The sequence below is a fragment of the Streptomyces sp. NPDC047130 genome (genome assembly GCF_040643475.1).
GTDB lineage: Bacteria > Actinomycetota > Actinomycetes > Streptomycetales > Streptomycetaceae > Streptomyces.
Window position 1 is genome coordinate 192434 of the sequence record NZ_JBEYUK010000011.1, and the last position, 13119, is coordinate 205552.

The window sequence follows — 13119 nt, forward strand, 5'->3', positions numbered from 1 at the left end:
CCCCTCGACGCGGCCTCCCGCCGGCCAGGGAGAACCCATATGCACCGTAGGACCCGCACCACCCTCGCGACCGTCGCCGCCGCCGCGGTGACCGGCGGGCTGCTCACCCTCGCCACCGCGACCACGGCCACCGCCGTCGACGGCACCGTGGCCTCGCAGGCCGACTTCAACAACGACGGCGTCGGCGACGTCGCGACCTCGGCGGCCGGCGCGTACGTCGGCGGCAAGAAGGAGGCGGGCCAGGTCGTCGTCGCCTACGGCGGCGGCACCGGCCTGACCACCACCAAGCGCACCGTGGTCAGCCAGGACACCTCCGGCGTTCCCGGCGGCGCGGAGGCCGGGGACGGCTTCGGCTCCGACACCGCCTACGCCGACTTCGACGGCGACGGCTACGACGACCTCGCCGTCGGCGCGCCCGGGGAGGACCTCGGCACCGACAAGGACGCCGGCATGGTCACCATCCTCTGGGGCTCCGCCTCCGGCATCACCGGCAAGGGCGCCGTCCAGGTCAACGACCCGGCCTCCTCCTCCCACGACCTGTGGGGCCGGACCCTCGCGGCCGGAGACTTCGACGGCGACGGCCGCCAGGACCTGGTCGTCGGCACCAGCAAGACCAAGCTGTACGTCTTCAAGGGCGGCATCTCCCGCTCGGGCACCTCCGGCAGCCGCCAGACCCTCCAGGCCCCCGTCTGGACCGAGGGCCCGGCGTACAACATCACCGCGGGCGACGTCGACGGCAACGGCCTCACCGACCTGGTGGTCAACGGCTACACGCCGGAGCCCGAGGCCGACAACTACTACCGCAACCGCAACTACCTGCTGCTGGGCACCGGCTCGGGCCTGGACCAGTACAGCGCGCAGGAGCTGCGTCCGGGCGTCATCACCGGCATCGGCGACATCAACAAGGACGGCTTCGGCGACATCGTCAGCGGCTTCGACCTCGACCCCGTCGAGAACGGCGTGTCCGAGCCGCACACCGCCAAGGGCGGCAAGGTCTGGATCACCTACGGCTCCGCGTACGGCGTGGGCACCGTCCAGGGCATCACCCAGGACACCTCCGGCGTCCCCGGCTCCGGCGAGACCAACGACATGTTCGGCTACGAGCTGGACCTCGGCGACGTCAACGGCGACACCTACCTCGACCTGGCGGTCGGCGTGGCCGGCGAGAACGTCGACGGCGTCACCGACACCGGCTCCGTCGTCGTCCTCTTCGGCACCGCCAACGGCATCACCGGCACCGGCGCCCAGTACATCGACCAGAACACCGCGGGCGTCCCCGGCTCCAACGAGGCCTACGACTCCTTCGGCATCGACGTGAAGCTGGACGACGTCACCGGCGACGGACGCGCCGACCTGGTCGTCGGCAGCACGGAGAACGACGGCAACGGCAGCATCGTCTACGTGCCGTCCACCAACGGCAAGATCAGCGGCACCGGCCGTTCGCTCTCGCCGTCCGCGCTCGGCGTCGCCACCACCGGCTACCCCATGGTCGGCGCCAACTTCGCCGACTGACGGGGGACCGCTCCGCATCCTCACCCCGGGGCCGGGGCGCCACCACGGCGCCCCGGCCCCGGCCCGTTTGCCGATCCTTTACCTCCCGCCCGCCACACCCGCACAACCATCCCCGCACGTCACCGGTCTGATCATCGCCGGCCACCTTCGGCCGGCCTCGGTTTCCCGGGGATGCGACGCGCCACCGCGTCCTCCCCGCGTGACATGGGGGGACCCACGTGCACCAGAAGACCCGTACCGCCCTGGCCGTGGTGACCGCGGCCACGCTGACCGGCGGGCTGCTGAGCCTCACCGCCGCGTCGGCCGTCGCCGCGGACGCGACCGTCGTCGCGAAGGCCGACTTCAACAACGACAAGAAGGGCGACGTGGCCACCTCGGCCGCCGACGCCCACGTCAACGGGTACGCCTCCGCCGGCCAGGTGATCGCCCTCTACGGCACCAGCACCGGCGTCAACGCGACCAAGCGCACCGTGATCAGCCAGGACACCGCCGGCGTCCCCGGCGCCGCCGAGGCGGAGGACGCCTTCGGCGCCGAGATGGCCTACGGCGACTTCAACGGCGACGGCTACCACGACCTGGCCGTCGGCGCGCCGGGCGAGGACGCCACCGCGGGCGAGGACGCCGGCTCGGTCACCGTCCTGTGGGGCACCTCCTCCGGCCTCACCGGCACGAGTGCGATCACCCTCAAGGACCCGGCGGCCGGCACCGAGCGGTACTGGGGCGCGACCCTGGCCGCCGGCGACTTCGACGGCGACGGCCGGACCGACCTGGCCGTCGGCGCCGCCGACAGCTCCCTGCACGTCTTCAAGGGCGGCTTCACCAAGACCGGCGGCACCGGCGGCCGCTACACCGTCGACGTGCCGCTGTACTGGGGCGCCTACAACCTCCACGCCGGCGACGTGAACAACGACCGGGCCACCGACCTGGTGGTGAACGGCGACCGCGTGCCCGAGCCCGGCGAGCCGGACCCGACCGCGGACCACTACACGCCGGAGCAGAACATCCTCGTGTTCGGCGGCGCCTCCGGCCTGACCGCCGAGGGCCACCAGCGCCTGGCCCCGGGCCTGATCACCGGTATCGGCGACATCAACGGGGACAAGTACGGCGACATCGTCAGCGGCATCGGCTGGGACGACACCCTGGACGGCGTGCCGGTCACGGGCGCCGCCAAGGGCGGCCAGGTGTGGGTCTCCTACGGCTCCGCCGACGGCATCGCCAGGACCAGCAACATCAACCAGGACACCGCGGGCGTCCCGGGAGCCTCGGAGACCGAGGACGCCTTCGGCGCCGACCTGGACCTCGGCGACGTCAACGGCGACGCCTACCTCGACCTGGTGGTCGGCGTGCCCGGCGAGGACGTGGACGGCTACGCGGACACCGGCAGCGTCGTCGTCCTCTACGGCTCCGCCGACGGCATCACCGGCACCGGCGCGCAGTCCTTCCACCAGGGCTCCGCGGGCGTGCCCGGCAACAACGAGACCTGGGACTTCCTGGGCGTCGACGTCAAGCTGGACGACGTCACCGGCGACGGCCGGGCGGACCTGATCGCCGGCTCCGACGAGAACGAGAACGGCGCGGTCCTCTACCTGCCGGCGAGCGGCGGCAAGATCACCGCCACCGGCTCCCGCTCCATCTCCCCGACCTCGGTCGGCGTCTCCACCACCGGCTACCCCAGCTTCGGCTGGACCTTCGCCGACTGACCGACGGAGCCGGACCACCACCCGGGGCCGGACCACCACCCGGGGCCGGGGCGCCACCACGGCGCCCCGGCCGATCCGTCACCCACGTGTTCGGGGGCTCAGCACAACCATCCCCTCCGTTCACCCGTCTTGATCACTGCCGGCCGCACTCGGCCGCTTCGTTCTCCGGGGACGCACCGCCCGCGCTCCCCGTGCGACCTGGGGGGATCCACGTGCACCACAGAACCCGCACCGCCCTGGCGACCGCCGCCGCGGCCGTGCTCACCGGCGGCCTGCTCACCGTGGCGACCGCCTCCACCGCGGTCGCCGCCGACGCGGCCACCGTGCTCAAGCCCGACTTCAACTGCGACAAGAAGGGCGACGTCGTCACCGGCGCCGCCTACGCCTCCGTCGGCGGCAAGGCCGAGGCGGGCCAGATCGTCGCCCTCTACGGCACGAGCACCGGCGTGTCCGCCACCAAGCGCACCGTGATCAGCCAGGACACCTCCGGCGTTCCGGGCTCCGCCGAGGCCGGCGACAACTTCGGCCTGGACACCGCCTACGGCGACTTCAACAAGGACGGCTGCGACGACCTCGCCGTCGGCGCGCCCGGCGAGGACGTCTCCGGCGACAAGGACGGCGGCTCGGTCACCATCCTGTGGGGCTCGGCCTCCGGCCTGACCGGCAGCGGATCCGTCACGGTCGCCGACCCGGCCTCCACCAAGCACGACCAGTGGGGCAGCACCCTCGCGGTCGGCGACTTCGACGGCGACGGCAAGGCCGACCTGGCGGCCACCACCACCAAGACGCTGCTCTACGTCTACAAGGGCGGCATCACCAAGGCGGGCGCCACCGGCGGCTGGTACAGCGTGGTCACCCCGCTGTTCACCGGGGAGCCCGACCCGCTGAACGAGATACCGGACTACCCGCCGTACAACCTGCACGCCGGTGACGTCACCGGCGACGGCGCCACCGACCTCGTGGTCGACGGCCTCGAGTTCGACGAGTACGACGGCTACCCGCACAACTTCCTGTTCCTCGGCGGCAAGTCCGGCCTGCAGGCGGAGAGCTACCAGGAGCTCCGCCCCGGCATCGTCACCGCGATCGGCGACGTCGACCGGGACGGCTTCGGCGACATCGTCAGCGGCGCCCAGTGGGACGAGGCCGACGAGTTCGGCGAGGCCCCCTACGGCGCCCGCGGCGGCCAGGTCTGGATCACCTACGGCACCGGGACCGGCGTCAGCGACATCACGTCCATCACCCAGGACACCTCCGGCGTGCCCGGCGCCTCGGAGACCGCGGACATGTTCGGCTACGAGCTGGATCTCGGCGACGTCGACAAGGACGGCTACCTCGACCTCGCGGTCGGCGTCCCCGGCGAGGACGTGGACGGCTACGAGGACGCCGGCAGCGTCGTCGTCCTCTACGGCTCCGCCGACGGCATCACCGGCGCCGGCGCCCAGTCCTTCCACCAGGGCTCGGCGAGCTTCCCCGGCGGCAACGAGCACGGCGACCAGCTCGGCATGGACGTGAAGCTGGACGACGTCACCGGCGACGGCCGCGCCGACCTGGTGGCGGGCTCCTGGGAGAACGCGAACGGCTCCATCGTGTACCTGCCCGTGAACACCACCACGGGCAAGATCACCGCCACCGGCTCCCGCTCGATCTCCCCGAGCGCGGTCGGCGTCTCCACCGCCGGCAACCCGGGCTTCGGCGTCAATTTCGCCGACTGACTCCGCTCACCGAGCGGGTCCGGCGGCCCGCAGGCTCACCATCCCCGGCCGGGGCGCGGCTCGCAGGCGCCCCGGCCGCGCCGTTCCCGGAACCGGAGGCAACCGTTCGGCCCCGCCGGAGGTCTTGGTCCCCGACGGATGTCCGCTCCTGCGCGGACGTCCGTCCTCCGGCCGCGGCCCCCCGGCCGCGCCGCCCCGTCCGCCGAGAACGAGGAGTGCTTTTGCGTCCCGGCAACAGAACCCGCACCACCCTGGCGGCCCGCACCACCCTGGCGGCCCTCACCTCCGTCGCCCTCACCGGCGGCCTCCTGACCCTCGCCACCGCACCCGCGACCGCCGCCGACAGCACGCGGGTGGCCACGCCCGACTTCAACGGCGACGGCAAGGGGGACACCGCCTTCGGCGGCTTCCGCACGCACGTCGGCGGGCACGCCGAGGCCGGCCAGATCGTCGTGCTGTACGGCAGCGGCACCGGTGTGGCCGCCACCAGGCGCACCGTGATCGCCCAGAACACCGCGGGCGTGCCCGGCACCCCGGAGCCCGACGACACCTTCGGCGACGACCTCGCCCACGGCGACTTCGACGGCGACGGCTACGACGACCTCGCCGTCTCCGCCCCCAAGGAGGACATCGGCGACCGGGCCGACGCCGGATCCGTCACCGTCCTCTGGGGTTCCGCCGCCGGCCTCTCCGGGCAGAACGCGGTGAACATCGACGACCCCGTCGGCGGGGACCGGTGGGGCTCCTCGCTCGCGGCCGGCGACTTCGACGGCGACGGCCGGGACGACCTGCTGGTCCTCGACCGGGACCAGTCCCTGCAGGTCTTCGAGGGCATCACGAAGGCCGGCACGCACAGCACCCGCTACGCGCTGCGCACACCGACCGGCTACTACCCCTCGGACCTGACCGCCGGCGACGTGAACGGCGACGGCGCCACCGACTTGGTCACCTCCGGAAGCCAGCTCGGCGAGGACGACGGCCTCACCAACCGCCTGTACACCGGGGGCCCGGACGGCCTGTCCTCGCTGCCGGTGCAGAAGCTGCGCCCCGGAAACATCAGCGCCATCGGCGACATCGACCGGGACGGCTACGGCGACGTCGTCTCCGGCGCCTACCACGCCACCACCAGCTCCGACGGCACCTCCTGGCCGTACACGGCGACCGGCGGCCAGGTGTGGATCGGCTACGGCTCCGCCACGGGCGTCGGCAGGATCGCCGCGGTCTCCCAGGACACCGCCGGCGTCCCCGGCGCCTCGGAGGAGGGCGACTGCTTCGGGTGGGACGTGGACCTGGGCGACGTCGACAAGGACGGCTACCTCGACCTGGCGGTCGGGACGATCCAGGAGACCGTGGGCGACGCCTACCGGGCCGGCAGCGTGGTGGTGCTCTACGGCTCCGCGAAGGGCATCACGGGCACCGGCGCCCAGGCGATCCACCAGGACACCGCCGGCGTCCCCGGCGCCAACGAGGACTACGACCAGTTCGGCCGGGACGTGAAGCTGGACGACGTCACCGGCGACGGCCGGGCGGACCTGCTGGTCGGCACCTTCGAGAACTCCAACGGAAGCGTCGTCCAGCTGCCCTCCTCGGGCTCGAGGATCACCGGCACCGGGTCGCGGTCGGTCTCCCCGACCTCCGTCGGCGTCTCCACGGCGGGCAACCCGCAGTTCGGCGAGACCTTCGCCGACTGATCGCCCTCACCCGGGGGCGGGCCGCCCGGTCGGCGGCCCGCCTCAGGGTTTCCCCTGACTCTCCCCTTACGGGATGTCACATCTCGGCAGCAAAGCGCTCCCGTGCCCCCTCGTCCCCGCACGTCCGGCCGGAACACCAGGTACGTTCGAAGACGTGGCTGGATTCAGGATCGGACGCGGCGGGCGGGACGACCGCGCCCCGCAGGGACAGCAGGCGTACGGGCAGCAGCCGTACGGACGGCCGGGACAGCCGGCCGGGCCGCCCTCGTACGGGTACCCGCCCCAGGGCGCCCAGCGGCCGCCGTACGGCGGCGGCTACGGCGCGCCCGGAGGTGACGGGCCCGAGTACTTCGACGACGGGGCCTACCCGCACCACCCGGGGCACCACCAGGGCCCGGCCCACGGGCACCCGCAGGGCCACGGACACCCGCAGGGCCACGGGCGGCCCCACCGCCCCGACCCGTACGCGGCGAACAACCCGGGTCACACCCAGGCGTTCTCCGTCCACCCCGACGCGGACCCCTACGCCGGGCAGTACGGCGAGGAGGCCCCCTCGGGCCCGATCGGCCCGCCGCTGCACTGGAAGGACCTGCTGAAGGGCATCGTCCTCTCCCCCAACCAGACCTTCCTGCGGATGCGCGACTACCGCATGTGGGGTCCGGCGCTCACCGTCGCCTTCGTCTACGGCCTGCTCGCCGTCTTCGGCTTCGACGGCGCCCGCGAGGACGCGATCGACGCCACCCTCAGTACGGCGATCCCGATCGTGCTGGCGACCGGCCTGGCGATGACGCTGAGCTCCTTCATCCTCGGCGTGGTCACCCACACCGTCGCCCGCCAGCTCGGCGGCAACGGCGCCTGGCAGCCGACGGTCGGCCTGTCCATGCTGATCATGTGCATCTCGGACGCGCCGCGTCTGCTGGTCGCCATGTTCATGGGCGGCGACGCCCCGGTGGTGCAGGTCCTCGGCTGGCTGACCTGGCTGGCCGGCGGCGCGCTCCTCACCCTGATGGTGACCCGCTCGCACGAGCTCCCCTGGCCGAAGGCGCTCGGAGCCTCCGCGATCCAGCTGATCGCGCTGCTCTCGATCGTCAAGCTGGGCACCTTCTGACGCCGCCCTCCGGCCGCGCACGCACGAGGCCCCCGACCGCGTTCCGCACGCGGCCGGGGGCCTCCTCCGTGTCTCCGGGGCCGGGTCCGGGTCCGGGTCCGCGCCTGGGCCCCGTGCCGGCGTCCGTGCCTGGGACCGTGCCCGTGCCCGGGACCGTGCCCGTGCCCGTGCCCGTCAGGAGTCGAGCACCTGCCCGGGCCGGCTGACCACCGGCTTCTCGACGCTCCACGGGAAGTTGATCCAGTCGTCCGTGCGCTTCCACACGTACTCGCACTTCACCAGCGAGTGGGACTTCTCGTAGATCACCGCGCTGCGCACCTCGGCGACCGTGTCCAGGCAGAAGTCGCGGACCAGCTTGAGCGTCTTGCCGGTGTCGGCGACGTCGTCGGTGATCAGCACCTTCTTGTCGGAGAAGTCGATCAGGTTGGGCACCGGCGCCAGCATGACCGGCATCTCCAGGGTGGTGCCCACACCGGTGTAGAACTCGACGTTCACCAGGTGGAGGTTCTTGCAGTCCAGCGCGTAGGCGAGGCCGCCCGCGACGAAGACGCCGCCGCGCGCGATGGACAGCACGATGTCCGGCCGGTACCCGTCGTCGGCGATCGTCTGCGCCAGCTCCCGTACCGCGATGCCGAAGCCCTCGTAGGTCAGGTTCTCCCGCACGTCCGTCACATCGGCCATGGTGTTCCGTGTCCTTCGCTCAGATCTGGGTGCGGTGGAAGTTGAGGAACGACCGCGACGGCGTCGGGCCCCGCTGCCCCTGGTACCGCGAGCCGTACCGCTCGCTGCCGTACGGGTACTCGGCGGGGGAGCTCAGCCGGAACATGCACAGCTGGCCGATCTTCATCCCGGGCCACAGCTTGATCGGCAGCGTGGCGAGGTTGGACAGCTCCAGCGTGACGTGGCCGGAGAAACCGGGGTCGATGAAGCCCGCGGTCGAGTGGGTGACCAGACCGAGCCGGCCCAGCGAACTCTTGCCCTCCAGCCGGGAGGCGATGTCGTCCGGCAGGCCCACCACCTCGTAGGTGGACGCCAGCACGAACTCGCCGGGGTGGAGGATGAACGGCTCGTCCTCCTCCGGTTCCACCAGCCGGGTCAGCTCCGGCTGCTCGACGGCGGGGTCGATGTGCGGGTACCGGTGGTTCTCGAAGACCCGGAAGAAGCGGTCCAGCCTGACGTCGATACTCGACGGCTGCACCATGGCGGGCTCGAACGGGTCGATCGTCACCCGGCCCTTGTCGATCTCGGCACGGATGTCCTGGTCTGAGAGAAGCACGCTGCACAGAGTACGCGGGGGCCGTCCGGCTCGCCCGGACGGCCCCCGCGGGACGCCTTGCCTGCTGTTCCGCTCGCGTGCCCGGCCGCTCGCCTGCTCGGCCGCTCGCCGCCTACTGCTGCTGCAGCACCCCGGCCACCGGCGGCACGGACACGGCCGCCGCCGCGGGCACCGACACCGACACCGGTACGGCCACCGGTACCGCACTGCGCAGCCGCGCACAGCGCGGACACCGCAGCAGCCGGCCAGGACCGAGACGCTCGGCCTGCTGCATCGGGAACGAGGCCGCGGTGAACACGTGCCCCTCGGCACAACGGACGACGGTGCGCTCCATCAAGTCGTTCAGATCCCTTCCCCAAGAGCCACGCCGGACAGGAGGACCCGACGAGGAAGCCCCACATTACGGGATCAAAGGGACGGCCCTCCACGCGGCACTCCGACCCGCACCGGACCGCCCCGGACCCCCGGACCGACCCCGCGGACCCTCGACGCGCGGCCCACCGTACGCCCCAACTCCGCTGCCCCGCATGCCGGTCCGCACACCTGTGAGACACACCGCCACCGGAACGCCGCGGGGCCCCGCGCATCAGCACGCGGAGCCCCGGATGAGGTACAGTATGGACGCCGACACCGGTACGAACCGGCGTCCAGGCGGGTGTAGTTTAATGGTAGAACATCAGCTTCCCAAGCTGAGAGCGCGAGTTCGATTCTCGTCACCCGCTCCAGAGAGAAACCCCAGGTCATCGACCTGGGGTTTGTTTGTTGTCCAGACCATTTCCAGGGCTCCGCGCCCTCCGCGTGCCCTAAGTCGAGGCCAGGCGCCTCACGGGCGTCCCTCCTGCACTGAAATCCAGCAAAGCGCCAGCTACTGGGACCGCACGTGGTGACCGATGGCAGAGTGGGCAGGTGCTTCCACCACTTGGGGCGAGCGACATCACGATGTCTGCGCGCGACGCTTTCGACGTACCGGTATTCGTCAGGCATAGCTCCCCCTTGCACCCTGCAAAAGGGCCATCACGCGAAGAGGTGGCGGGGGCATGGCGGCCTTGGCCGGCATCGAACAACGTTCCTGCAGACGGGGACTAACATCGGCGAAATGCTGCACATGGCCGATGCCGATTCACTGGGGCCGCCGCTTCGTCGGATCGCCGACGGCGAGGATACGCAAGTGAGTGACACGGAATACGCTCAGCAAGCGGCCGAAGCCCGGGGCTGAACAGAGGAGCAGCTACCTGACAGCCGTTCGACGCGGCTTTGCGGACGGGGACGAGTGCACGTGGCAGCAGCTCCTCGACCTCAGCCTTGAGCCCTCGGTCCCTTCCTTGGAGGGATATCTGGAGGCGGCAACCACAGACACGTACCTAGCAGTCGATGAGACAGCTCTCGATCTGGAGGCGCGGTGACACGCCATCACCAGGCACTGTTTTCACCACTTCCGCGTCGGCCCTATGAAGGAGTGATGTCTCCAAGCGACACGCACCTCGCACAACAGTCGAAGTGCTCACTGTGAGCGCACTTCATTCTCACGTCCGCCGCTTTTGGGCCAGCCTGAACAGGCCCGCGGCACAATCGCTGGCAATCCGAGAGTCATCGAGCTCGGCAGCCCAGCAGTTCGTCACAGCTGACGGTGATTGTGGTACCTCCCAACACGCACTGAAGCCGCGGCTACGCTGCCGCGGCACCCTGCTCACCGCTGGCCGGCATACGCAGGGTGTGGTCGCCGAAGTCGGCGACCAGATCGAGCCTCCCGCCGAGCGCCTCGACGTAGCGGGCGATGACGTCCAGGGTGGCGCTCTCGCCGTGCTCGATCTGGGACACCCTCGCGACGCTGACCCCCATTCGGGTAGCGACGTCCCGCTGGGCAAGGCCGGACTGCCGGCGCGCCTCGGCCAGTTGGTGACCGCGCGCCTCGGCCAGAAGGCGACGGGAGCCGGCCTCCACATCGGCGGGCTTCACACCGGCCTCGTACAGCTCCTGCTCCAGAACCGCCCAGTCCTGTGCAACCTTCTTGGGCATGGCCACTCCTCAGTCCTCATCGTCGCTCACGTACTCGCGGTAGAGCTGTTCCGCCAGCGGGATGTGGTCGCGATACCAGCGCTCCCAGTTTCCCGCCTTGTCTCCGCCGAGAAGCAGCAGCGCGGAGCGCGTCGGGTCGAAGGCGAAGATGATCCGGATCTCTGAACGTCCACCGGAACCGGGCCTCAGCTCCTTCAGGTGGTGCAGCTCGGAGCCCTTCAAACGGTCCACGAGCGGACGCCCCAAGGTGGGGCCGGCCTCGCGCAGTGCGGCAACCGCTTGAGCGACCTGGGAGGCCGATCCCAGGTCCTCCTTGATCAGGACCCTGAACCACTCCGCGTACTCATCAGTGACCTATTCCTTAAGTCGCGGTAAGCCGTCAAGCCCACGAGCTGACGATCCCCGTACGTAGTCGCAACCCGGCATCGATGGTCCGCCTCCTGCACAACTCCGAGCAGGCCCTTCAGGTCACCCCACCCGTCTCTCGACCAGGCGACCGGGCGTCGTGCCCTTACCGTGCCCGTACGAGCGGAGAACCACGGTCTGTAGCGGTGTTCCCCGGCACCTGCCGCGGAGGTCATACCCGTCGAAACCGCAGGAAACAGGCCCAGTACCACCCAAGCGCCGTCGCTTCCCAAGCTGAGAGCGCGAGTTCGATTCTCGTCACCCGCTCCGCCCTGGAGCCCCACGCCAAGGAGCTGTGGGTTGCTTGCCACCCGGGGCGGGTTCCGGCCGGGTGCCGGGGGGCCGAGGTGAGCCGTCCGGAACCGGTGGCGAGGAGGCTTCGAAATGTTTCGGAAAAAGCTCGGATGTCTCGGTGTCACACGCCGCGCGGTCGGGGGCCCTACGGCGGGATCCGGTTCCGATCCGGCGGCTCCGCGTGGGAAAAGGCGGGAGGAAATCCGGCCGCGCCCTTGCCCCTGCCTGGGATGACGGTTCCGCAGGCAGGAACGCCAGTGGCGTCGAGCGGCACAACGGGGGTTCGAAAGTTTCGGTCTCCGGAGAGAAATGTTTTTCTGCCGGGCGTATTGACGGCCCCCTGCGGCACCGCAATCATCCACCACTGGAACGACTGGCCCGGGACGGCCACTAGTACCCCTGCAGGCACCACAGGCACCACTGGCACCACAGATCCGCACCGCAGCACGCGCACGACCGCCCCCCACACATCACCTGGTCCGGTGAGGTTCGCACCAGCGCGTCCTGGCTCTTCCCAAGAGGAAGAGGCGGGCGACGCCGCGTGGGTCCCCGCCGGCCGAGCCGCGACGGTGAGGTCCCCCCATGCTCGAGCCGCACCACCGCCGACGACCGCCGTAGGTCCCTGACGGGCACGAACCCGCGCCGCCCGTTTCCGGTCCGGCCCCGGCCCTTCAGCCCCCGGCCCCTCGGCCCCCGGCCCCTCAGCCCTCGGCCCCTCAGCGCTCGTCCCTCGTCCCTCAGCGTCAGTTCTTCCGCTCTGCCGTTCATCCGCGACTTCCGCATTGGAGGCACAGTCATGGGCTCGTACGCCCTCCCCAGATCCGACGTCCGCCGGAGGATCCGCGGCCTGCTGCTGGCGCTGCTCGTCGGCGCCGTCGGCCTGGCCACCGCACTGGTCGGGCTGCCGACCGCCAGCGCCGCCGAGAGCACGCTCGGCGCCGCCGCCACGCAGAACGGCCGCTACTTCGGCACCGCGATCGCCTCGGGCAAGCTCAACGACTCCACGTACACGACGATCGCGAACCGCGAGTTCAACTCGGTGACGGCCGAGAACGAGATGAAGATCGACGCCACCGAACCGCAGCGTGGCCAGTTCAACTTCACCGCCGCCGACCGCGTCTACAACTGGGCGGTGCAGAACGGCAAGCGGGTCCGCGGCCACACCCTGGCCTGGCACTCCCAGCAGCCCGGCTGGATGCAGAACCTCAGCGGCAGCACGCTGCGCCAGGCGATGATCGACCACATCAACGGCGTGATGGCCCACTACAAGGGCAAGATCGCCGAGTGGGACGTGGTGAACGAGGCGTTCGAGGACGGCAACTCGGGCGCCCGCCGCGACTCCAACCTGCAGCGCACCGGCAACGACTGGATCGAGGTCGCCTTCCGCACCGCGCGTGCCGCCGAC

General features: G+C 71.1%; 11 protein-coding genes and 1 tRNA gene. 7 read left to right on the plus strand and 5 right to left on the minus strand.

Annotated features, from left to right (window positions below; translation table 11 throughout):
* The first annotated feature begins 39 nt into the window (after positions 1-39).
* From ABZ836_RS16370 to ABZ836_RS16390, 5 genes are all read left to right on the plus strand, one after another.
* Positions 40-1512, plus strand: coding sequence for a VCBS repeat-containing protein (locus tag ABZ836_RS16370; RefSeq protein ID WP_356136681.1), 1473 nt, complete (start codon positions 40-42; stop codon positions 1510-1512).
* A gap of 218 nt (positions 1513-1730) precedes the next feature.
* Positions 1731-3212 carry an FG-GAP and VCBS repeat-containing protein gene (locus ABZ836_RS16375; protein WP_356139260.1) on the plus strand — a complete coding sequence of 494 codons (1482 nt, stop codon included), beginning with the start codon at positions 1731-1733 and terminating at the stop codon, positions 3210-3212.
* 212 nt (positions 3213-3424) lie between these two features.
* Positions 3425-4924 (plus strand): FG-GAP and VCBS repeat-containing protein, encoded by a 1500-nt coding sequence (locus ABZ836_RS16380; protein WP_356139262.1) that lies wholly within the window; start codon positions 3425-3427, stop codon positions 4922-4924.
* Between the two features lie 221 nt (positions 4925-5145).
* Complete coding sequence (locus ABZ836_RS16385; RefSeq protein ID WP_361142653.1) at positions 5146-6615, plus strand: FG-GAP repeat protein; 1470 nt, start codon at positions 5146-5148, stop codon at positions 6613-6615.
* A gap of 73 nt (positions 6616-6688) precedes the next feature.
* Positions 6689-7723, plus strand: a complete 1035-nt coding sequence (locus tag ABZ836_RS16390; protein ID WP_356139266.1) for a YIP1 family protein — start codon at positions 6689-6691, stop codon at positions 7721-7723.
* Between the two features lie 174 nt (positions 7724-7897).
* Here ABZ836_RS16390 and ABZ836_RS16395 read toward each other — a convergent pair whose 3' ends face one another.
* The 3 genes from ABZ836_RS16395 to ABZ836_RS16405 all read right to left on the minus strand — a co-directional run bounded on the left by ABZ836_RS16395 (position 7898) and on the right by ABZ836_RS16405 (position 9336).
* Positions 7898-8404, minus strand: coding sequence for a phosphoribosyltransferase (locus ABZ836_RS16395; protein WP_356139268.1), 507 nt, complete (start codon positions 8402-8404; stop codon positions 7898-7900).
* A gap of 19 nt (positions 8405-8423) precedes the next feature.
* Positions 8424-8999 carry a dCTP deaminase gene (gene dcd, locus ABZ836_RS16400; RefSeq protein WP_356139270.1) on the minus strand — a complete coding sequence of 192 codons (576 nt, stop codon included), beginning with the start codon at positions 8997-8999 and terminating at the stop codon, positions 8424-8426.
* 112 nt (positions 9000-9111) lie between these two features.
* Positions 9112-9336 (minus strand): hypothetical protein, encoded by a 225-nt coding sequence (locus ABZ836_RS16405; RefSeq protein WP_356139289.1) that lies wholly within the window; start codon positions 9334-9336, stop codon positions 9112-9114.
* Between the two features lie 314 nt (positions 9337-9650).
* Here ABZ836_RS16405 and ABZ836_RS16410 point away from each other — a divergent pair.
* Positions 9651-9724: transfer RNA gene (locus ABZ836_RS16410), tRNA-Gly, on the plus strand.
* A 940-nt stretch (positions 9725-10664) separates the two neighbouring features.
* On the opposite strand, the gene ABZ836_RS16415 is transcribed toward ABZ836_RS16410, so the two are convergent.
* Together ABZ836_RS16415 and ABZ836_RS16420 are read right to left on the minus strand one after the other, a co-directional pair.
* Positions 10665-11015, minus strand: coding sequence for a helix-turn-helix transcriptional regulator (locus tag ABZ836_RS16415; RefSeq protein WP_361142658.1), 351 nt, complete (start codon positions 11013-11015; stop codon positions 10665-10667).
* Positions 11016-11024: 9 nt separating this feature from the next.
* Positions 11025-11336, minus strand: a complete 312-nt coding sequence (locus ABZ836_RS16420) for a type II toxin-antitoxin system RelE/ParE family toxin (RefSeq protein WP_361142676.1) — start codon at positions 11334-11336, stop codon at positions 11025-11027.
* Between the two features lie 1174 nt (positions 11337-12510).
* Here ABZ836_RS16420 and ABZ836_RS16425 point away from each other — a divergent pair.
* A partial coding sequence (locus ABZ836_RS16425) for an endo-1,4-beta-xylanase (RefSeq protein WP_356139287.1) occupies positions 12511-13119 on the plus strand: 609 nt, incomplete at its 3' end.